21 protein-coding genes are annotated in these 21640 nt (G+C 60.1%); 11 read left to right on the top strand and 10 right to left on the bottom strand.

The genetic code is table 11. The annotated features are described in order from the left end of the window. The first annotated feature begins 231 nt into the window (after positions 1 to 231). On the top strand, positions 232 to 852 hold the full coding sequence (locus tag ACS4NR_RS05640; protein WP_456019330.1) for a LysE family translocator: 621 nt from the start codon (positions 232 to 234) through the stop codon (positions 850 to 852). A gap of 3 nt (positions 853 to 855) precedes the next feature. Here the strand turns inward: ACS4NR_RS05640 and ACS4NR_RS05635 are convergent, their stop codons facing one another. Beyond that, complete coding sequence (locus ACS4NR_RS05635) at positions 856 to 1269, bottom strand: VOC family protein (protein WP_456019328.1); 414 nt, start codon at positions 1267 to 1269, stop codon at positions 856 to 858. Between the two features lie 179 nt (positions 1270 to 1448). On the opposite strand from ACS4NR_RS05635, the gene ACS4NR_RS05630 reads away from it, so the two are divergent. The 4 genes from ACS4NR_RS05630 (at position 1449) to ACS4NR_RS05615 (ending at position 4617) form a co-directional block, all read left to right on the top strand. Further along, positions 1449 to 2531: a bifunctional transcriptional activator/DNA repair enzyme AdaA gene (locus ACS4NR_RS05630; RefSeq protein WP_456019327.1), complete on the top strand. Its 1083-nt coding sequence runs from the start codon at positions 1449 to 1451 to the stop codon at positions 2529 to 2531. 31 nt (positions 2532 to 2562) lie between these two features. Further along, the gene (locus ACS4NR_RS05625) at positions 2563 to 3360 is read left to right on the top strand and encodes an isocitrate lyase/PEP mutase family protein (protein ID WP_456019326.1); all 798 of its coding nucleotides are present in this window, start codon (positions 2563 to 2565) and stop codon (positions 3358 to 3360) included. Position 3361: 1 nt separating this feature from the next. Further along, entirely contained in the window at positions 3362 to 3979 is a 618-nt protein-coding gene (locus ACS4NR_RS05620) for a DNA-3-methyladenine glycosylase family protein (RefSeq protein WP_456019325.1), read from the top strand. A 149-nt stretch (positions 3980 to 4128) separates the two neighbouring features. Continuing rightward, a complete protein-coding gene (locus ACS4NR_RS05615; RefSeq protein WP_456019324.1) occupies positions 4129 to 4617 on the top strand; it encodes a GFA family protein in 489 nt (162 codons plus the stop codon). 118 nt (positions 4618 to 4735) lie between these two features. Here ACS4NR_RS05615 and ACS4NR_RS05610 read toward each other — a convergent pair whose 3' ends face one another. The 3 genes from ACS4NR_RS05610 to ACS4NR_RS05600 form a co-directional block, all read right to left on the bottom strand. After that, positions 4736 to 6022, bottom strand: coding sequence for an ATP-binding protein (locus ACS4NR_RS05610; protein WP_456019323.1), 1287 nt, complete (start codon positions 6020 to 6022; stop codon positions 4736 to 4738). Further along, positions 6023 to 6730 (bottom strand): response regulator, encoded by a 708-nt coding sequence (locus tag ACS4NR_RS05605; protein WP_456019322.1) that lies wholly within the window; start codon positions 6728 to 6730, stop codon positions 6023 to 6025. It abuts the gene before it with no gap. A 228-nt stretch (positions 6731 to 6958) separates the two neighbouring features. Beyond that, positions 6959 to 7567, bottom strand: coding sequence for a tRNA-(ms[2]io[6]A)-hydroxylase (locus tag ACS4NR_RS05600; RefSeq protein WP_443535819.1), 609 nt, complete (start codon positions 7565 to 7567; stop codon positions 6959 to 6961). A gap of 158 nt (positions 7568 to 7725) precedes the next feature. Here ACS4NR_RS05600 and ACS4NR_RS05595 point away from each other — a divergent pair, with 158 nt between their 5' ends. Next, the gene (locus tag ACS4NR_RS05595) at positions 7726 to 8589 is read left to right on the top strand and encodes a universal stress protein (protein WP_456019321.1); all 864 of its coding nucleotides are present in this window, start codon (positions 7726 to 7728) and stop codon (positions 8587 to 8589) included. Between the two features lie 101 nt (positions 8590 to 8690). On the opposite strand, the gene ACS4NR_RS05590 is transcribed toward ACS4NR_RS05595, so the two are convergent. After that, a complete protein-coding gene (locus tag ACS4NR_RS05590) occupies positions 8691 to 9161 on the bottom strand; it encodes a DUF1289 domain-containing protein (RefSeq protein ID WP_007965774.1) in 471 nt (156 codons plus the stop codon). A gap of 467 nt (positions 9162 to 9628) precedes the next feature. On the opposite strand from ACS4NR_RS05590, the gene acnB reads away from it, so the two are divergent. Then, positions 9629 to 12238 (top strand): bifunctional aconitate hydratase 2/2-methylisocitrate dehydratase, encoded by a 2610-nt coding sequence (acnB, locus tag ACS4NR_RS05585; protein WP_045122402.1) that lies wholly within the window; start codon positions 9629 to 9631, stop codon positions 12236 to 12238. 261 nt (positions 12239 to 12499) lie between these two features. Here acnB and ACS4NR_RS05580 read toward each other — a convergent pair whose 3' ends face one another. The 3 genes from ACS4NR_RS05580 to ACS4NR_RS05570 all read right to left on the bottom strand — a co-directional run bounded on the left by ACS4NR_RS05580 (position 12500) and on the right by ACS4NR_RS05570 (position 14450). Further along, positions 12500 to 13780: an HAAAP family serine/threonine permease gene (locus tag ACS4NR_RS05580; RefSeq protein WP_166497665.1), complete on the bottom strand. Its 1281-nt coding sequence runs from the start codon at positions 13778 to 13780 to the stop codon at positions 12500 to 12502. 253 nt (positions 13781 to 14033) lie between these two features. Next, a complete protein-coding gene (locus ACS4NR_RS05575; protein ID WP_166497649.1) occupies positions 14034 to 14204 on the bottom strand; it encodes a hypothetical protein in 171 nt (56 codons plus the stop codon). 51 nt (positions 14205 to 14255) lie between these two features. Then, positions 14256 to 14450 carry a hypothetical protein gene (locus ACS4NR_RS05570; protein WP_115987430.1) on the bottom strand — a complete coding sequence of 65 codons (195 nt, stop codon included), beginning with the start codon at positions 14448 to 14450 and terminating at the stop codon, positions 14256 to 14258. A gap of 464 nt (positions 14451 to 14914) precedes the next feature. Here ACS4NR_RS05570 and ACS4NR_RS05565 point away from each other — a divergent pair, with 464 nt between their 5' ends. The 4 genes from ACS4NR_RS05565 to ACS4NR_RS05550 all read left to right on the top strand — a co-directional run bounded on the left by ACS4NR_RS05565 (position 14915) and on the right by ACS4NR_RS05550 (position 18561). After that, the gene (locus ACS4NR_RS05565) at positions 14915 to 15439 is read left to right on the top strand and encodes a cysteine hydrolase family protein (RefSeq protein ID WP_456019320.1); all 525 of its coding nucleotides are present in this window, start codon (positions 14915 to 14917) and stop codon (positions 15437 to 15439) included. Between the two features lie 139 nt (positions 15440 to 15578). Then, a complete protein-coding gene (locus ACS4NR_RS05560; RefSeq protein ID WP_115987426.1) occupies positions 15579 to 16547 on the top strand; it encodes a 2-hydroxyacid dehydrogenase in 969 nt (322 codons plus the stop codon). A gap of 156 nt (positions 16548 to 16703) precedes the next feature. Next, on the top strand, positions 16704 to 17771 hold the full coding sequence (locus ACS4NR_RS05555) for a phosphotransferase family protein (RefSeq protein ID WP_443535825.1): 1068 nt from the start codon (positions 16704 to 16706) through the stop codon (positions 17769 to 17771). A gap of 22 nt (positions 17772 to 17793) precedes the next feature. Next, on the top strand, positions 17794 to 18561 hold the full coding sequence (locus tag ACS4NR_RS05550) for an SDR family oxidoreductase (RefSeq protein ID WP_085687598.1): 768 nt from the start codon (positions 17794 to 17796) through the stop codon (positions 18559 to 18561). Positions 18562 to 19751: 1190 nt separating this feature from the next. Here the strand turns inward: ACS4NR_RS05550 and ACS4NR_RS05545 are convergent. Then, complete coding sequence (locus ACS4NR_RS05545; RefSeq protein ID WP_456019319.1) at positions 19752 to 20009, bottom strand: DUF1652 domain-containing protein; 258 nt, start codon at positions 20007 to 20009, stop codon at positions 19752 to 19754. A gap of 134 nt (positions 20010 to 20143) precedes the next feature. Then, a complete protein-coding gene (locus tag ACS4NR_RS05540; protein ID WP_456019318.1) occupies positions 20144 to 21640 on the bottom strand; it encodes a helix-turn-helix transcriptional regulator in 1497 nt (498 codons plus the stop codon).

Here is a 21640-nt window from a genome sequence, read left to right as displayed (position 1 = left end):
TTTGCAGCTTTGGACGGATATTACACGGCAAACGCCTTTTTCTGACTTGGCGCACAGATTTTTCTGACGAAACCAGCGCCTTCTGACCTTTCAGAGTTCTGAAGAATCAGAAAAGTTCGACTCGATTAAAGGGCTGCCAATGCTGTACCGCGACAGCACCGCGTGACTGTACGGGTCAAGGCGCCCGCAGCCTGTGATAAAAAAGCACCATCGTTTCCGGAGCCCAAGCCCATGGATCTCGCCACGCTCTCGCTGTTTCTCCCGGCCTGTTTCGCCCTGAACATGGCCCCCGGCCCGAACAACCTGCTGTCGGTCAGTAATGCCACCCGCTACGGCTATCGTCGGGCCTGCACCGCCGGCATCGGACGGATTATCGCGTTCGCCGCAATGATCGCCCTCGCCGGCGCAGGATTGTCGGTGGTGCTGCAGACCTCGGAATGGCTGTTCCATGCGATCAAGATCATCGGCGCGGCGTATCTGCTGTACCTGGCCTGGCAACTGTGGCGGGCCAATCCCGAGGCCGAGCAGCAGATGGCCGGAGCGTCGGTGGGGTTCTGGCGGCTGGCGCGGCAGGAGTTTCTGGTGGCGGCGGGCAATCCGAAAGCAATCCTCCTGTTCACCGCGTTTCTGCCGCAATTCGTTGATCCGAGCCGCCCGGTGCCGGCGCAATTCGCCGTGCTCGGCGCGCTGTTTCTGCTGCTGGAATGGATTGCCATCGGCGCCTACGCGTGGATGGGCCTGCACATGCGCCGCTGGTTCGCCGAGCCGCGCGGCAAACGGTTCTTCAACCGTTGCTGCGCAGGGCTGTTGTCGGCGGCGGCTTCGGTGTTGTTGCTGGCGAAACGCGCGTGATGCCTAGGCCTCGGACGGGCCTTTGAGTTCGACCTGATTGCCGTCCGGGTCGAAGCAATACAGCGACAGGCCGTAGCCCTCGGCGCCGAAGCGTCGGGCGGCGTTTTCCACGGCCAGACCGTGCGCCTGCAAGTGCTCTGTCAGCGCAGATTCATCGAACGGCTCGATGCGCAGGCAGAAGTGATCGACGTTGCGCCGCTCGTTACCCGCCGCCCCGCCACCCTTCTTGCCCAGCTCGCCTTGCAAGTCGACCAGGTCGATCATCGAGGTGCCGGCGCGCAGGTGCACCAGACCCAATGGTTCGTTGTGCCTGACCACCTCGGCGCCGAACACCTGGCGGTAGAAATCGATACTGCGTTGCAGATCGGCAACACGCAGGACGATGTGATCGATGTGTTGAATGATGAACGGTGGCATGAACTCAATCCCTCAACTGTAGGAGCTGCCGCAGGCTGCGATCTTTTGCTTTTGATTTTAAGAAACAAGATCAAAAGATCGCAGCCTGCGGCAGCTCCTACACGGTAGTTCAGGGCATTTGAAAATTCACTGTCGATTTTTCGGTGGAGCCATCGAAATCCTGGATTTAAGCTCTGCCCATGAACATACAAACCGCACTCCTGCCGCCCCACGCCGAGATGGTTCGCGCCATGCTCGAACGCGACACCGCCTACGAAGGCGTGTTCTTCACGGCCGTGAAAACCACCGGGATCTTCTGCCGCCCCAGCTGCACGGCGCGCAAGCCGAAACCGGAGAACGTCGAATTCTTCGCCCACGCCGATGAGTGCTTGAGCGCCGGTTATCGCGCCTGCCTGCGCTGCAAACCGCTGGACGCTGCAGCCATCGCCCCCGACTGGGTGCAGCGCCTGCTGACCGCCGTCGATGCCGACCCGGAAGCGCGCTGGAGCGATGCGCAACTGCTGGCCGAAGGCATCGAACCGCTGAAGCTGCGGCGCTGGTTCAAGCAGCATTTCGGCATGACCTTCCATGCGTGGCTGCGTACCCGCCGACTCGGCATGGCACTGGGCGGCATCCGCCAAGGCACCTCGATTGACCATGCGGCGTTCGATTCCGGCTACGAATCACTCAGCGGTTTTCGCGATGCGTTTCAGAAGTCCTTCCACATCACCCCGGGCCGCGCGGCGAACAGTGAACCGCTGCTGTTCACCCGCCTGACCACGCCGCTGGGGCCGATGATCGCCATGGCCGAACGTCGCGGGCTGGTGTTGCTGGAGTTTCTCGACCGCCCGGCGCTGACCCGCGAAGTCGAAGAGCTGCAGACCCGTCATGGCTACGTGGTCGCACCGGGGCACAACGCGCATTTGCGGCAGATCGAAGAGCAACTCAACGAATATTTTGCCGGGACGCGCAGTGCATTCAGTGTCCCGCTGCACCTGCCCGGCAGCGCGTTCGACCGGCAAGTCTGGGAGCAACTGCTGCAAATTCCCTATGGCCAGACCAGCACCTACGGCGCCATCGCCACACGCCTGGGCAAACCCGGCGCCAGTCGCGCGGTAGGCTTGGCCAATGGGCACAATCGGCTGTCGATCGTGGTTCCGTGCCATCGGGTGATCGGTGCGGATGGTTCGTTGACCGGCTATGGTGGTGGACAGCCGCGCAAGGCGTTTCTGCTGAGGCTGGAAAACGCTGCGGTGCAGCTCACGCAACCATTGGCTTTCTGACGCTTTGCACCACTCACAAGAAGGGATTTCGATGAACGCGCTCGACACTCGGTTTCACCAGTTACACCAAGAAGGTCTGCTGATCCTGACCAACGTCGCCGACGCCACCGGCGCGCGGCTGGTCGAGCACGCGGGTGGGCAAGCGGTCGCCACCAGCAGCGCGGCAGTCGCTTGGGCGCATGGCTATCCAGACGGCAACACCCTGCCCCTCGAACGGCTGATTTCAACCGTGGAATCCATCGCGCGGGTAATCCAGGTGCCGCTGAGCGTGGACATCGAGGCGGGTTATTCCGATGACCTTGGCCGTGTGGCCGAAGTGGTCGATGCGGTGCTCGCCGCCGGTGCGGTCGGGATCAATATCGAGGACGGCAGCGGCGCCCCGGAGCTGTTGGCGCGCAAGATCGAAGTAGCACGCGAAGTCGCCCGCAAACGCGCTGTGAAGCTGTTCATCAACGCGCGCACGGACGTCTACCTCAAGGGTCTGGTACCGGCCGAGGATCGAGTCGCCGAAACCCTGCGCCGTTCAGCGTTGTACCAGGCCGCCGGGGCCGATGGCTTGTTTGCCGCTGGCGTGACCGCCGCTTATGAAATCGAGGCAATCTGCAAAGGTACTTCACTGCCGGTGAACGTGCTCGGCTTCGCTTGCCTGCCCTCGCCGTCCGAGCTGCAAGCCCTGGGCGTGCGGCGCCTGAGCGCTGGGTCTGGCATCGCCGAGTTCCTCTACGGCGCGATGGGCTCGCTGGTGAAAAGCTTTCTCGCCAGCGGCAAGCTCGACACCCATGATCTCAAGGCGCTGACCTACGGCGAAGTCAACGGGCTGCTGAAATAGCATGCCGGATCGTTATCAGGCGGCCAGCGCGTTTCTGGCCGAGTTCGACGAGGACTGGCAGCACCACATTGCAGCCGTCGGCCCCTGCCTGCATCAACCGCACCCGGCGCGCGATCCTTACGAATCGCTGGTGCGGGCGATTGCCTATCAGCAACTGCACGCCAAGGCCGGGGACGCGATTGTCGGGCGTCTGGTGGCGCTGTTTCCGGGGCAGACGTTTCCCCGGCCGGAACAGATTCTCGCGACCGACTTCGATCAACTGCGCGGCTGCGGTTTTTCGGCGGGCAAGATTGCGACCATTCAGGGCATCGCCCAGGCAACGCTGGACGGTGTGGTGCCGGATTATCCCACCGCGCTGGCGATGGACGATGAAGCGTTGATCGAACGTTTGGTCAGCCTGCGTGGAGTTGGCCGCTGGACGGTGGAGATGCTGCTGATTTACAGCCTGGAGCGCATGGATATTCTGCCGGCGGATGACTTTGGCGTGCGCGAAGGCTATCGGCGCTTGAAGGGACTGGAGGTACAGCCGACGCGCAGGCAGATGATCGAGATTGGCCTGGCGTGGAGTCCGTATCGGACGGTGGCAGCTTGGTACCTGTGGCGCGTTGCCAAGGTCTAGAGCGCGTTATCGTTCTTCGCGAGCAAGCCCGCTCCCACATTTTGAAATGCGTCCCCCTGTGGGAGCGGGCTTGCTCGCGAAGTCGTCAACATGATCACCACAAATCTTCTAGGCTCAACCGCACCACTTCAGCCAACCGGAGGCCCCTCATGCACCTCGAAGGCTCCTGCCACTGCGGCGCCGTCACTTTCAGCCTGACCAGCGCCCATCCCTACCCTTATCAACGCTGCTATTGCTCGATCTGCCGCAAGACCCAGGGCGGTGGCGGTTATGCGATCAACCTCGGTGGCGATGCGGCCAGCCTCAAGGTTCAGGGGCGTAAACACATCAGCATCTACCACGCCAGGATGAAGGAAGAAGGTGACAAACGTGCCCACCGCAGCACCGCCGAGCGGCATTTCTGCTCACAGTGCGGCAGCGGATTGTGGCTGTTCAGCCCGGAATGGCCGGAGCTTATTCATCCGTTCGCCTCGGCCATTGATACGCCGCTGCCGGTGCCGCCGGAGCATACACATTTGATGCTGGGGTCGAAGGCGCCGTGGGTTGAGGTGAATGCCAAGCCCAAGGACAAGCAGTTTGCGGTGTATCCCGAGGAGTCGATTGCGCAGTGGCATGAGCGGTTGGGATTGGTCAAATGAGCAGGGGGTTGTGTTGTGATTGATGGCCCTATCGCGAGCAGGCTCACTCCTACAAGGGAATGTATTCCAAATGTAGGAGTGAGCCTGCTCGCGATAGGGCCCAACCTGTCTACACAAATCAGTCCAGATGCGCCCAGGTCATGCGAAACGACGCCCCGCCCCAAATCGACTCCCCGACCTCGACCTGTCCGCCATGGGACTGCGACACCCGCCGCACCAGCGCCAGCCCCAGGCCGAAGCCACCGGTGCGACGATCCCGGCTGGCATCCAGCCGCGAGAACGGTTCGAAGATTTTCTCCCGGCCTTCCACCGGCACACCCGGGCCGTCGTCGTTGACCCGCACTTCGTAATAATCGCCGCTACGCACCAGTGTCACTTCAACCCGCTGCTCGGCATAACGAATGGCGTTGCGCAGCAGATTGATCACCGCCCGCGCCATGAACCGTGGCTCGATGCGCACGGTGTCGAGCCGGCAGTCACCAATCAGCAACTGCACCCCCGCCGCTTCCGCCTCCAGCGCCACGCTGCCGACCACGCTGTCGAGCCAGTTGGCGGCCTGAATGTTTTCGCGCTTGATCACCGTCGCACCGCGTTCGAGGCTGGCGTAGGTCAGCAGTTCGGAGACCATTTCTTCCAGCTCGCCAAGGTCGGCGTACATATCGGCGATCAGTTCGCGGTTCTGACTGGCATCCGGCTGTTGCTTGAGCTGATCGAGCTCGAACGACAGCCGCGCAATCGGCGTGCGCAACTCGTGGGACACGGCATTGGTCAGTTCGCGCTGATTGGCGATCAGGCTCTCGATGCGCGCCGCCATCAGGTTGAAGTGTTCCGCCAGATCGCGGATGTTCGAGCGTTTTGACAGTTGAATGCGCACCGACAAATCGTTGTCACCAAAACGCTCGGCGGCCAGGCGCAGTTTTTCCAGATCGCGCCAGTGCGGGCGCACCCAGAAGAACAGCACAATGCCGATCAGCACCGCGAGCATCGCGTAAGCCACTGCGATGTAGAACGGCATCAGGCTCGGCTCCGGCGGCAACTTGATGCTGAGCAGTTGCGAGCCACCGTCGATGTTGCTGATGAACTGGGTGTAGTTGTCGCGGATCACCAACAGGTTCTGCGCCAATTCGGATTTTTCCTCAGGACTGAGCCCCAGTTGGTCAGCCTCGACCAGTTTCAGCGACAAACCGTAGTGCGGGCGCAACGTCTCCAGTTGCTGCTCGCGCGCCTCGCCTTGCTGATCGCGCATGTGCTCGACCAGTGACCACGCTTGCCCGCGCACCGCCTCACGGTTGTAGGCCTGCATCTGGTTGTCGAGCAACGCGTTGAAGGTGTGTTCGACGGTTTGCAGGGCCAGGACCAGGCCCACCGTCATCACCAGAAACAGCCCGAGGAATAACCGCAGCATCTACAGCTCCCACGCGAACGGATTGAACAGATAACCCTTGCCCCACACGGTCTTGATACACACCGGTTCGCGGGGATTGTCCTTGAGTTTGTTGCGCAACTTGCTGATGTACACGTCGACGCTGCGATTGAGCCCGTCGAAGGCGATACCACGCATGCGGTTGAGGATGTCATCGCGCGACAGGGTCTTGCCCGCGGCGCTGGCCAGCAGCCACAGCAGCTCGAACTCCATGGTGGTCATTTCGATGATCTCGCCGGCCAGACGCACTTCGCGACAGCTGCGATCAATGTTCAAGCGCCCGAACTCCAGCGCACTGACCACGCCGGCTTCCGGCATCTGCCGCCGCTGCAAGGCGCGCAGCCGAGCGAGCAATACCGGCGGTTTGATCGGTTTGATCACGTAGTCGTCGGCGCCGGATTCCAGGCCGAGAATATGGTCGAGGTCGTCTTCCTTGGCGGTGAGGATGACAATCGGCGTGTCCGACACGCTGCGAATTTCCCGACACACGTGCAGCCCGCTCTGCCCCGGCAACATCAGATCGAGCACCACCACTTTGGGCTGGAACTCGAGAAACGCGGCCACTGCCAGATCACCGCGATGCACCGCGCGCATCTCGTAGCCATGCTGTTCGAGAAAGTGCGCAATCAACGTGGCCAGACGCTCATCGTCTTCGACCAGCAGGACTTTGCCAAAACCCAGGTTATCCATAACGACCGTCTGCCAACCCATATGTGAAGTGGGCGACAGTATGGCGGGATTCGTTGGCGAGGCGTTGTTTCGGGCAGCAAAAACCGGCCACAGGGGCCGGTTTTCGGTGATATTTCATACTCTTAAGAGTTTTTAACAATCAAGAGCAAAGATCGCAGCCTGCGGCAGCTCCTACAGGGAAACGCATACCAAATGTAGGAGCTGCCGAAGGCTGCGATCTTTTGATCTTCAGGCCGCGACAGGCACACCACTGTGGAAGCGGAACTCTTCATCCGGCGACTCGATCAGCTCCTGCTCGGCAGCACGCACCTTGTCGATCACCTGAGTGATGTCCTTCGCGTCGCCGTACTGGTAAGCGAGTTTCAGATAACCCTGGAAGTGCCGCGCTTCGCTTTTCAGCAGGCCGAAATAGAACTTGCCGAGTTCTTCGTCCAGATGCGGCACCAGCGCTTCGAAACGCTCGCAACTGCGCGCTTCGATGAACGCGCCTACGACCAGCGTATCCACCAGTTTCACTGGCTCATGGCTGCGCACCACTTTGCGCAGACCCGAGGCGTAGCGCCCGGCATGCAGCTGGCGCAGCTCGATCTTGCGGCGTTTCATGATGCGCATGACTTGTTCGTGGTGCACCAGCTCTTCCCGGGCCAGACGCGACATCATGTTGATCAGGTCGACGTGGGAATGGTACTTGGCAATCAGGCTCAGCGCGGTGCTGGCGGCCTTGAACTCGCAGTTCTTGTGGTCGATCAGCAGGGTTTCCTGATCGGCCAGTGCCGCCTGGACCCAGGCGTCGGGCGTGCGGCAGCCAAGGAATTCGTGGATTTCGGGAAGGATCATGGGGCTCACGGTAAAGGTATTGGCGCGAAGGGCGCCGATTATACCGGCCTGCCCGCAGACCACCAGTCGCAGGCGTTGATATGCATCAAGTCGCGTCCCGATGAGCAGCAACTATAGTTGTGCAACGCCATGCCTTTTCTTTGCTGGAGACTCCGCTCATGCAAGCCATTCGCAGCATTCTGGTGGTCATCGAACCCGAACATTCGGAAAGCCTGGCGCTCAAGCGCGCCAAGTTGATCGCCGGCGTGACCCAGGCCCATCTGCACCTGCTGGTGTGCGACAAGAAGCACGACCACGCCGGCATGCTTGGCGTGCTCAAAGCTGCGCTTTTAGCAGATGGCTACAGCGTCACCACCGAACAGGCGTGGAACGAAAGCCTGCACGAAACCATCATCGATGTGCAGCAGGCCGAAGGCTGCGGGCTGGTGATCAAACAGCACTATCCCGACAGTGCGCTGAAAAAGGCTTTGCTGACCCCGGCGGACTGGAAACTGCTGCGGCACTGCCCGACTCCGGTGTTGCTGGTGAAAACCGCCACGCCGTGGAAAGACCGGGTGATTCTCGCGGCTGTCGACGTGGGCAATGCCGATGGCGAACACCGGCATCTGCACACCACAATCATCGATCACGGCTACGACATCGCCAGCCTGGCCAAGGGGCATCTGCATGTGATCAGCGCGCATCCGTCGCCGATGCTCTCGGCAGCCGATCCGACCTTACAGCTCAGCGAAACCATCGAAGCACGTTATCGGGAGCAATGCCGGGCGTTTCAGGCGGAATTCGATGTCGATGACGCGCATCTGCACATCGAGGAAGGCCCGGCCGACGTGCTGATCCCATTCATGGCGCACAAGCTGCAGGCGGCGGTGACGGTGATCGGCACTGTGGCGCGCACCGGGTTGTCAGGCGCACTGATCGGCAATACCGCCGAAGTGGTGCTGGATGCCCTGGAAAGCGACGTGCTGGTGCTCAAGCCGGAGGAGATTGAAGATCATCTGGTGGAGTTGGCGGTGAAGCATTAGGGACTGAGGCGTTTGAAAGTCAGTCTTCGCGAGCAAGCCCGCTCCCACATTTGGAATGCAATCTCCTGTGGGAGCGGGCTTGCTCGCGAAGCTTTTGATCTTCAGGCGCCAAAGGCGTCCTTGAGGAAGCCCGGGGCGATATAGCGCTGATAATGCGCTTCCGACAGCAGGAAGAATTCCCGATCAATGGCATCGCGCAACTCCGGGAGGTTCCAGTCGCGGAACTCCGGCAGCAACACCATCCCGTAGGCTTCCAGATTAATGATCACCCGCGCCCCGCGCGCAATCAGCTGATAGGCCCAGCAATATTCCGACTGATGCGGCACGAAGCGGATCTTGCGCTGTTCCAGCTGTTGGCGCAGGCGCGCCGGATCGAAGATCTCGACCTTGCTCGCCATCACTTGTGACAGCAATTGTTCCAGACGCAACCACACCGCACGCTTTTCCTCCTCGCCGTAACCATTCCAGTGGATCACTTCGTGGTGGAAACGCTTGCAGCCACGGCACACCAGATCTCCGTAAACAGTGGAGCAGAGGCCGACGCAGGGGGTCTTGATGGTCTGATTGGGCATAAATTGGCAAAACACTGAAACGCGGAACAGGCCGGCATGTTAGCCCTTTGTCGGGCATTGATCACCCCTCAAACGTCAGGGGCAAGCGCTGGCTCGCGGTTTACCCTGCCCGTGCACAACGCCACCAAAGTCCAATAGAGCGCGACTTACCTTTAAATTTTTTTTGCCGTAGAATCAGCCAGCCTTTTAAGGCGCCAATGTCCGTTAGAAGCTGTTTTCAAAGCGTCACGAGCACAGTCGTTCCTTCAGAGCGGTGTTGGCGAAGGGTTTTTCCAGCGGGGAAAAGCCCAACGCCAACCCTCATCAGCTCCCCGTTCTGCAGGCGTAAAACTTTGAAAGCAGCTTCTGTAAGGAATTGCCGGTAATTCTGGCCAAACGACTCACAACGTCGTGCGGTGCATGAGTACGGCAATTTCGGGATGAGCGTCCCGGACACCCATTTGGGACCACTGATGAGGGTAATAACTGTGCTTGAAGCCTACCGCAAACATATCGAAGAGCGTGCAGCCCTGGGTATCGTTCCCCAGCCGCTTAACGCCGAACAAACTGCAGGCCTGGTCGAGCTGCTGAAGAATCCTCCGGCTGGCGAAGAAGCTTTCCTCGTTGACCTGATCACCAATCGCGTACCACCAGGAGTGGACGAAGCCGCTTACGTCAAAGCCGGTTTCCTGTCGGCCCTGGCCAAAGGCGAAGTCTCCTCCCCTCTGCTGGACAAGAAGCGCGCTGTAGAACTGCTCGGCACCATGCAGGGCGGCTACAACATCGTGACCCTGGTTGAACTGCTGGACAACGCCGAACTGGCGCCAGTGGCTGCCGAAGAACTCAAGCACACCCTGCTGATGTTCGATGCCTTCCACGACGTGGCTGAAAAAGCCAAGAACGGCAACGTTCACGCCAAAGCCGTGCTGCAATCCTGGGCTGACGGCGAGTGGTTCAAGAAGCGTCCTGTCCTGGCCGACAAGATCAGCCTGCGCGTATTCAAGGTCACCGGCGAAACCAACACCGACGACCTGTCCCCTGCGCCAGACGCCTGGTCGCGTCCTGATATCCCGCTGCACGCCCTGGCCATGCTGAAAATGGCCCGTGACGGCATCGTTCCGGACGAGCAAGGCAAGACCGGCCCGATGAAGCAGATCGAAGAAATGCGCGGTCAAGGCTTCCCGATCGCCTACGTCGGTGACGTGGTCGGTACCGGTTCCTCGCGTAAATCCGCGACCAACTCGGTGCTGTGGTTCTTCGGCGACGACATCCCTTACGTGCCGAACAAGCGCGCTGGCGGTTTCTGCTTCGGCAGCAAAATCGCTCCGATCTTCTACAACACCATGGAAGATGCCGGCGCCCTGCCAATCGAGTTCGACGTATCGAACATGAACATGGGCGACGTGATCGACCTGTACCCGCACGCTGGCAAAGTCTGCAAGCACGGTACCGACGAAGTCATCACCACCTTCGAAATGAAGACCCCTGTGCTGCTGGACGAAGTCCGTGCCGGCGGTCGTATTCCGCTGATCATCGGCCGTGGCCTGACCGAGAAGGCGCGCGCCGAACTGGGTCTGCCAGCATTCGATCTGTTCAAGAAGCCGGAAGCACCGGCTGAAAGCACCAAGGGCTTCACCCTGGCGCAGAAAATGGTCGGCAAGGCGTGCGGTCTCGCAGAAGGCCAAGGCGTTCGTCCTGGCACCTACTGCGAACCGAAGATGACCACCGTAGGTTCTCAGGACACCACCGGTCCGATGACCCGTGACGAACTGAAAGACCTGGCGTGCCTGGGCTTCTCCGCTGACCTGGTGATGCAGTCCTTCTGCCACACCGCGGCGTATCCGAAGCCGATCGACGTGACCACCCACCACACCCTGCCTGACTTCATCATGACCCGCGGCGGCGTTTCCCTGCGTCCGGGCGACGGGATCATCCACTCGTGGCTGAACCGCATGCTGCTGCCGGACACCGTGGGTACCGGTGGTGACTCGCACACCCGTTTCCCGATGGGCATCTCGTTCCCGGCCGGTTCCGGTCTGGTCGCATTCGCCGCTGCCACCGGCGTCATGCCGCTGGACATGCCGGAATCGATCCTGGTGCGCTTCAAAGGCAAAATGAAACCTGGCATCACCCTGCGTGACCTGGTTCATGCCATTCCTTACTTCGCCATCCAGAACGGTCTGCTGACCGTCGAGAAGAAAGGCAAGAAAAACGCCTTCTCCGGCCGCATCCTGGAGATCGAAGGCCTGGAAGGCCTGACCTTGGAGCAGGCGTTCGAACTGTCCGACGCCTCGGCCGAACGTTCGGCTGCCGGTTGCACCATCAAGCTGTCGAAAGAGTCGATCACCGAGTACCTGCAGTCCAACATCACCCTGCTGCGCTGGATGATCGGCGAAGGCTACGGCGATGCACGTACCCTGGAACGTCGTGCTCAAGCGATGGAAGCCTGGATCGCCAACCCTGAGCTGATGGAAGCCGATGCCGACGCCGAATACGCCGAAGTCATCGAAATCGATCTGGCCGACATCAACGAGCCGGTACTGTGTGCGCCGAACGATCCGGACGACGCCCGTCTGCTGTCCAGCGTTGCTGGCGAGAAGATCGACGAAGTGTTCATCGGTTCGTGCATGACCAACATCGGTCACTTCCGCGCTGCCGGTAAGCTGCTGGATCAGGTCAAGGGTCAGCTGCCAACCCGTCTGTGGCTGTCGCCGCCGACCAAGATGGACGCTCACCAACTGACCGAAGAAGGCTACTACGGCATCTACGGCAAGGCTGGCGCACGCATGGAAATGCCGGGCTGCTCGCTGTGCATGGGTAACCAGGCACGCGTTGAGCCGAACAGCACCGTGGTGTCGACGTCGACCCGTAACTTCCCGAACCGTCTGGGCGACGGCGCGAACGTCTACCTGGCCTCGGCCGAGCTGGCGTCCGTGGCTTCGATCCTGGGTCGCCTGCCGACCGTCGAGGAGTACATGGAATACGCTGGCAAGATCGACAGCATGGCAGCCGATGTCTACCGCTACCTGTCCTTCGACCAGATCGCCGAGTTCCGTGAAGCGGCTGCGAACGCCAAGATTCCGGTCGTTCAAGCCTAACGTTACAAAGCACTAGAAAACGCCGCCCATCGTGAGATGCGCGGCGTTTTTTTATGCCTGGAGACCTGTAGGCGCGGGCTTGAGGGCCTGCTGTACCGCCAGTGCATCATGCTTGAGCCGCGCCAGAATCAGCCGTCGCCCTATGCCCTTGCTGGAAAAACAGTTGGGCGCGCTCGACAATCCAAATGTCTCCAGACGAAAAAAAGCCGCTGTGCGCATTACGCACAGCGGCCACTGTCACCGAGTCTTTGGCGTTTTGGCTTACGCCGTCAGCGAATAAATCACCGCCGAAATGGCCACCAGACCGACCAAGGTTACGAATACGTTCGACGCCTGACCGCGATAGCGCGCCATCGCCGGTACTTTACGAATAGCGTACATCGGCATCAGGAACAGGATCGCCGCGATCACCGGACCGCCGACGGCCTCGATCATCCCGAGAATGCTCGGGTTCAGGGTCGCAACGATCCAGCACACCACCAGCATGAACGCCGCGACGATGCGATCCAGCGCCTTGGCGCCCGGACGCTTGCCGCTCTTGACGATCAGGCCCTTGAGGCCTTCGCTGGCACCGATGTAGTGGCCGAGGAACGACTTGGAAATCGCCACGAAGGCAATCAACGGCGCCGCAAAGGCGATGGCCGGGTTGCTGAAGTGGTTGGCCAGGTACGACAGGATCGACAGGTTCTGCGCCTTGGCTTCCGCCAGTTGCTCTGGCGACAGGGTCAGCACGCAACTGAAGACGAAGAACAGCACCATCACCACCATCAGCAGGTGGGCGCGGCAGAGGATCTGCGAGCTGCGCTGCTCCGCATTGGCACCGTAACGACGCTTCTGATCCACCGCGAACGCCGAGATGATCGGCGAGTGGTTGAAGGAGAACACCATTACCGGAATCGCCAGCCACAACGTATGCAACAGCGCCGATGGCGCCGGCACTTGCGAGGCGGTGGTGAGAATGCCGCCGTTCCAGTGCGGAATCAGGTACACCGCAAGGAACAGCAGCGCGACGATGAACGGATAAACCATCAGGCTCATCGCCTTGACGATCGCCGTTTCGCCGCAACGCACCACGGCCAGCAGGCCGAGGATCAGCACGAACGACAGCAGCGCGCGCGGTGGCGGCGTGATGTGCAGTTGGTGTTCGAGGAAGCTGGCGACCGTGTTGGTCAGGCCGACGCTGTAGATCAGCAGGATCGGGAAGATGGCGAAGAAGTACAGCAGGGTGATCAGCGCACCGGCCTTGATGCCGAAATGCTGCTCCACCACGTCAGTGATGTCGGCGCCTTCGCGACCGGAGAGCACGAAGCGGGTCAGGCCTCGGTGAGCGAAGAATGTCATCGGGAAGGCCAGCAACGCGAGGATCACCAGCGGCCAGAAGCCACCCAGACCGGCGTTGATCGGCAAAAACAGGGTGCCGGCGCCAATGGCCGTCCCGAACAGTCCCAACATCCACGTGGTGTCATGGCGATTCCAGCTCGACAGTTCAGCTGGTGCTGCCGCTTCATAGCGTGCGTCGACGCTATTGGCCTGATCATTCATCCGGTCGGATCTCCGCATTCCGGTCACTTGCCACTCGGTCAGGACGCGTCGGAAAAAACCGACAGACATGCTCCGGCCGAAACAGGGGCGCGATTCTCCGCGATAAATGAGCAGAAGCAAAGACTTAGCTGAGGAATGGTTGTGCGGAGCAGATCAGCGGGTTGTCGTTTTCAGGAAAATGGCTGTCGGCTCCAGGTACGTCAGATGTCGTTTTCAGGCAAGTTTCAGCGCCAATGCGAACGACAAGGCTTGATCAGATCGATCGAGCCAACATGAATCCGAGTGACATGCAAAACAGGCCGAACGCTAGCATTCCCCAGATTGGGTACATATCGCCCTTGTTTTTAATACGCATTCTTTCCTCCCACTCTTCGTGCTCACGTTCCAGTTCTTCCATTCTGGCTTTGCGGTCATAGGTACTCATGTGGATTTTCCTTTTTTGGTCATGGGTCCGACAGTTGTGGAACGCGAACAATCAAAACTTGAAGAAAACGCCTGCTACGGCGGTGATTGCTGTCACCACCCCAGCTATTACTGCAAGTGGATATAAATTTGTCTCTCTATTAAGCTTTTTTTCCTCCGCCAATAGCTTTTTCCTTTCGGCCACAAGCTTTCTTGACTCATTCTCCAGCCTGTCGAGTTCCAGATTTTCAAGATTGTTCTTGAGCATTCGCCTTCCTTGGCTGCTGACAGTCCCTGGCCGGGCTGCTTTGTGCCCACATGATTTCGCGTTCATCACCATTCCGCTAGCAGAAGCATCTGCCAATTTCGTAGGCAAATTCCCCGCAAATAGTAGGTAGCCTCGTACAAAAGCAACGGCGAGATCATCACTCCCTGCTTTCAATTTTCCCGACATGCTCTGGCGTGAGACGAGTCCCCTGCCCCACGGAGCCTTCGCCCATGCTCCTCGCTCAATACGCCAGTTGACAGCCCTTCGCCGCCGCCAGCATGATCGGCGGCATGAACCTTCGCCCGCTGCACCTCACCCGTACCACCACGACCGCCACCGGCGGGTCGTGGTGTTGCTGCCTGAGGTGAATCCAGCGCAGTGAACCCAAGGCCCCGCCAGCAATGGACGGGGCCTTGTTGTTTCTCCCGTCCGTGCGGCACTTGCAGCCCTCAAGGAGAAACACCATGTCCGCAGCACTGTTGATCATCGATATGCAGGTCGGTCTGTTCCATGGACCGGAAAAACCCCACGACGGCCAACGTGTGCTCGCCAACATCCGGCAACTGATCCATCAGGCACGCCGGCAACACGTGCCGATCTACGCCGTACGCCACACCGGCCCGGCAGGCTCGCCGATTGCTGCCGGCAGCCCCTTCTGGCAACTGCTTCCGAAACTCGAACTGGATGCCGAGTCCGACCATGTGTTCGACAAGTCCCGGCCCAACGCCTTCCATGACACCGATCTGGCGCAGCAGCTTAAAAACCGACACGTCGAAAACCTGTACCTGGTTGGCATGAAGACGCAGTTCTGCGTCGACGCCACCTGCCGCGCCGCTGCCGATCTGGGCTTCAAACCGCTACTGGTGGCCGACGCACACACTTGCATGGACACGCCGGCACTGCCCGCTCAAGCCATCATCGAGCACCACAACGCCACCCTCGGCGGGGCATTCGCACGGCTGATCAACAGCGCCGACGTGAGCTTCTGACGAAGCGCCCGCGCGCTCCCCGTTTCAGCTCCTACACTGGCTGAAGCGGGGATGCGGCCATCATTGCCAAACCGCTCTGGAATCAGCACCCTGACACGACTTTCGCGACCGAACCGCCATTGATCACAGGAGCCGCGCAATGCCCGCCACCGTTCTGGTACTGGTTGAAACCATCAATGACTATCTGCCGATTCTCGAGCATCAGGGTTTTCACCTGATTCTCGCGCCAACCCCTGCCGAACGCACGCAAGCCATCGCCACCCACGGCGCACGGATCGACGCGGTGCTGACCCGAGGTCCGCTGGGCCTGAGCGCTGAGGAAATCGACGCCCTGCCAGCGTTGAAAATCATCACCGTGATCGGCGCCGGTTACGAACACGTCGACCTGCAGGCTGCCAGCGACCGCGGGATCACCGTGACCAACGGCGCCGGGGTCAACGCCTCGTCGGTGGCCGATCATGCGATGGCGATGCTGCTGGCACTGGTGCGCGATATTCCACGCTGCGACGCCGCGGTGCGCCGGGGTGAATGGCCGAAGATCATGCGCCCGTCGCTGGCCAATAAACGCCTGGGGATTCTCGGCCTGGGCGCGGTGGGCATGGCGATTGCCAAGCGTGCCCACCTCGGTTTCGATATGGACATCAGCTATCACAACCGTCAGCTGCGCAGTGATGTGCCCTATGCGTTCTGTTCCACGCCGACCGAACTGGCACGCGCCTCGGACTTTTTGATCGTCGCCACACCGGGCGGAATCGGCACCCAGCATCTGGTGACTCGCCCGGTGCTCGATGCTCTGGGACCACAAGGTTTCATCGTCAATATCGCCCGGGCCAGTGTGATCGCCACCGCCGAGCTGATCAGCGCTCTTGAGCAACGGCGAATTGCCGGGGCTGCGCTGGATGTGTTCGATCACGAACCGCAGGTGCCGGATGCGCTGAAAGTCCTGAACAACGTGATTCTCACGCCACACGTTGCCGGCCTGTCACCCGAAGCCACCCAAGGCACGGTGGAGCTGGTCGGCAAAAACCTCGTGGCGTTTTTCTCCGGGCAACCGGTGCTGACGCCGATCGCCCTGCCCCCAAGGCTCAACAACCAGCGCGTGCACTGAAAAGAGCCGGCAGCGCCCTGCTGCCTTACCTATTCGAAACGCTGATTATCCTGCAACACGCTAACCTATAAGACCGCTGCGCGCTTGTGGCCGTCCGAGTGCGCCATTAGATTAGCCAATGATGTCTGGCCACCAAAATAAGCAGAAGGGATAAGCATGGCGCTTACTGACCAGTCCACCCGGATCCGCTCTGGCGAAGAACTCGATGCCAGCCTGATCGACCCATACTTGAAGAAGCACATTCCGGGGCTGACCGGCACGCCGCAGATCAGCCAGTTTCCCGGCGGTGCGTCGAACCTGACTTACCTTCTGGAATACCCGCAGCAGGAATTCGTGCTGCGCCGGCCGCCGTTCGGCCACAAAGCCAAATCCGCCCACGACATGGGCCGCGAATTCCGCATCCTCAATCAACTGCGCGACGGTTTCCCCTACTGCCCGAAAGCCTACGTGCACTGCACCGATGAATCGGTGATCGGTGCCGAGTTCTACGTGATGGAACGGGTCAAAGGCATCATCCTGCGCTCCGATCTGCCGCCGGAACTGGGTCTCGATGCAGCGAAAACCGAAGCGCTGTGCAAGAGCTTCATCGACCGTTTCGTCGAGCTGCATCAAGTTGACTACAACGCCTGCGGCCTCGGCGATCTGGGCAAACCGCAAGGCTACGTCGCCCGTCAGATCAAAGGCTGGAGCGAACGCTACGAAAAAGCCCTGACCCCGGACGCACCGCACTGGGAAAAGGTCAAAGCCTGGCTCAACGAGAAGATGCCGGCCGACCACCCGACGTCGAGCATCGTTCACAACGACTACCGCTTCGACAACGTGATCCTCGACCCGGACAACCCGATGCAGATCATAGGCGTGCTCGACTGGGAACTGACCACCCTCGGCGATCCGCTGATGGACCTGGGCAATACCCTCGCGTATTGGATTCAGGCCGATGATCCAGCGCCCGTGCAACTGATGCGCCGCCAGCCGAGCCACGCTCCAGGCATGCTGACCCGCCGCGAGTTCGTCGATTACTACGCCGAACGCTCGGGTATCCGGATCGACAATTTCGATTTCTACTACACCTACGGCCTGTTCCGCCTGGCCGGCATCGTGCAGCAGATCTACTACCGCTTCTACCACGGCCAGACCCAGGACAAACGCTTCGCGCAGTTCATTCACATGAACAAACTGCTGGAGCACATGAGCCTGCAGGTCATTGCGAAATCGAGCCTCTGACGGCCCACACCAAGGAACCCCTATGTCCAAGACTCAGTTGTTCGACCTCGACGGCAAAATCGCATTCGTCTCCGGAGCCAGCCGTGGCATCGGCGAAGCCATCGCCAAACTGCTGGCCCAGCAAGGCGCCCACGTGATCGTTTCGAGCCGCAAGCTTGAAGGCTGCCAGCACGTGGCCGACGCGATCATCGCCGCCGGCGGCAAAGCTACCGCCGTGGCTTGCCACATTGGTGAAATGGAACAGATCAGCCAGGTCTTCGCCGGGATCAAGGAACAGTTCGGTCGCCTCGACATTCTGGTGAACAACGCTGCGACCAACCCGCAGTTCTGCAACGTGCTGGACACCGATCTGGGCGCGTTCCAGAAGACCGTCGACGTGAACATTCGCGGCTACTTCTTCATGTCGGTGGAAGCCGGCAAGCTGATGCGCGAGAACGGCGGCGGCAGCATCATCAACGTCGCGTCGATCAACGGTATTTCACCGGGGATCTTCCAGGGCATCTACTCGGTGACCAAGGCCGCCGTGATCAACATGACCAAAGTCTTCGCCAAGGAATGCGCGCAATTCGGCATCCGCTGCAACGCCCTGCTGCCGGGCCTGACCGACACCAAATTCGCCTCGGCGCTGGTGAAGAATGACGCGATCCTCAAGCAGGCGCTGACGCAGATTCCGCTCAAGCGCGTGGCCGATCCGAGTGAAATGGCCGGCGCAGTGTTGTACCTGGCCAGCGACGCGTCGAGCTACACCACCGGGGTTTCGCTGAATGTGGATGGCGGATTCTTGTCCTGATTTCTTTGACAAATGGTTAACCCGGTGGGAACGGGCTCGCTCGCGAATGCGGAGTGTCAGGCGGCATTGCCTTGAATGACACACCGCATTCGCGAGCAAGCCCGCTCCCACACGGGTTAGCTGTCAGACAATGTTCCCCACAGCACTACTGCGTGACACACCGGGTGGTGGTGATATGTCGGGTGACCTGCTCGTCAACGTACATATTGCCCGACACCTGAGTGTCTTCCAGCGTCTGACAGGTACGTACTGGCGGTGGTGGAGGTGCAGCAGGAGGCGGTGGCGGAGGACTGGCGCAGCCGCTGGACAGCGCGACAGAAAAAGCCAGTGACAACGCCAGATACACGCGTTTCCCAGGATTATTCATAGGACGACCCGCGATGAATGGAAAAGCCACTTCCGCCGTCGCGCACAACTGCAGCGAATGACAGAAGACCTGATCACTCATTCTTTATAGCCGACCACCCTGTAAGCGCCAGTGAAATGGAGGGGGATAAGGGAATTGGCTGTCGATTTTGTGGGGATCAGACCTTATTGGAGGAGTACTTCAGCAAGAAATCTGTTCACTGGAAGGCCGCCTTCGCTGGCAAGCCAGCTCCCACAGTTGGGATGGGTGTGTTCAGTTGGAAATGGGTCGGCTGTCAGGCCGCCTTCGCGAGCAAGCCCGCTCCCACATTTGGACTGAGTGCATTCAGTTAGAAATCGGTCGGCTCGTAGGCCGCCATCGCTGGCAAGCCAGCTCCCACAGTTGGAATGGGTGTGTTCAGTTGGAAATGGGTCGGCTCACAGGCCGCCATCGCCAGCAGGCTGGCTCCTACAATTCAGAGAGCGTGCCCCGCATGCGGCGAAGCCGTTCCACTCAACACAATGAGCGTTAGCTCGAGTACCGCTTTTGATCTCAGGGCCCGTCGGCAGGCTGAGTGGAGGGATTTATCCGGGGGTGGGAGCGCAGCGACCGTTTGGCGCAGCCAAACACAGCGAGAGGAGGTGCAGCGAAGCAAACCGTAGGCGCTGCCCCCCGGATGAATCCCGCAGCGAAGGAACCCGAGCCTAAGCGAGGGCCGAACGTCAGGGTAAAGCCTTTTTGGTTACTTTTGAGGCGTTTGTCAAAAGTGACCCGCCGTAAGGGCGGAACCCTAATCAGCAACCCCCGCAGCAACGGATATACACCCCCAAAAAAACCTAAAACCCTAAGCCATATCCGGATCCCGAGCAGCCCGCAAAGAGTTGCTCTCCAACTCATACCGCAACTCATCAATCAACGCCGCCACAGCCTCCGGCGTACGCAACGAACTGAGCTTCAACCCACTGATCACCAGATCCACCTGCCCGGTCTCCGGGTGATACAACTTCACCGTCAATGAATGATCACCATCCACCAGACACTCACACGCCAACGGCGAAAAACTCTGCTCCAGGCGGGCGCGCAACTGCGCAAGATTCATCATGGAGGCTGTTCCTTTAGCTGCTTCGAAGGGAGACGATCCCGAGCCGACAGGCTCGTATCGCACGCCACCAGACTAAGAACTGCCCTACCCCACCAAAACCTCCATTTGCACCGTATCAACTAGTGCATTTGCACCTACCGTTGCCCCTTCCCGTTCCATTCACCGGAAAACAGACCACGCTCCCGCGCCCAGACAATCGCCTCGCTGCGACTGTGCACATCAAGCTTGGAATACACGGTCGCCACATGATTGCGTACGGTGTTCGGCGCGAGTTTCAGGCGGGCGGCGATCTCCTTGTCGGCCAGCCCTTCGCAGATCAGCCCCAATACGTCGCGCTCCCGCGCCGTCAGATCAGTAAACGACACGCTCGGTAGTTGCGGCGAGTTGACCTTCTTCACATTGGCCAGTTTTTCGATCAGCGTCCGGCTGAACCACGAAGCGTCTTTCATCACCTCTTCAATCGCCGCCACCAGCTCCAGCTCGGTGCGCTTGCGCTCGGTGATGTCCATCAGCACCAGCAAATAGCACGGCGTGTCCTGGATATTCACGGTGTCGGCCGATACCGCGCACTCCAGCAGATCCGCGTCCTTCTTGCGCACCCGCACATCGACCCGGTCCACTCGTCCGCTTTTCGCCAGTGCGGTCAGCAGTCGGGCCCGGGCGCCATCGTCGTCAATGAAATTCAGCTGCGTCACGGTTTTGCCCACGACATCGTCGTTGGCGTAAGCCAGGGTGTCGAGAAACGCCTGATTGACATCGATCACCTGCTGCTCGTCGGCGGTGCAGATCAAAATCGGCACCGGAGTCAGGCGGAACGCCTTGGCAAAGCGCTCTTCACTCTGACGCAGCGCGACTTCGGCCTTGTGCCGCAGCTCCATGTCGACAAAGGAAAACAGCATGCAATCCTCATCGTTGAGCAGCAGCGGCTGCCCGGCGACGATCACTTGCTTGCTGCCGCCGTCGGGCAGACGCAATTGAGCCTGCATCTGCGGAATCGTCACCACGTCGCGCAAGCGCTGGATCGCCAGATCCCTTTGCTCGGCCTGCTCGAAAATATCGATTTCATAAGCCGAGGTGCCGATCACCTGGTCGCGGGTGTAACCGGTCATCTCCAGAAACCCCGGATTGACTTTGATATAGCGCAGATCGCTGAGGCGGCAGATGACCGCCGGCGCCGGGTTGGCATTGAAGGTCTTTTCGAAGCGCTGCTCGGCGTTGGCCCAATCAGTGACGTCGCTCATGATCAGCACCAGTGACTCCGGCTGCCCTTCGCGGTCGGTCAGCACCATGCTGCGCACACTGTGCACCCAGACCCGTTCCGGGTCATCCACGGCATGCATCTCGATCAGTAGGTCGCTGAACACTTCACAGCGCGCGACGCGGCTGATCGGATAGTTCTCGGGCGGTAACAGGTGATTGTTGCGATAACGCAGAGTGAAACGCTTGGCGTACTCATCGGCATTAATGCCCAGCTCCCCGATCCGGCTGACACCGTGCATGGCCAGCGCCGCCTCATTGGCCCAGAGGATGCTCTGATCGAGCTCGAGCAGAATCACCCCGTCGGACAGCCCGGCGATGATCTGCTGCAACTGGCGACGATTGGTTTCGGTGGTCAGGACTTCCTGGCTCAT

The organism is Pseudomonas sp. JQ36, assembly GCF_053851495.1.
The sequence above is the reverse complement of the archived record's forward strand: the minus strand, read 5'-3'. Positions and strand labels throughout refer to the sequence as shown.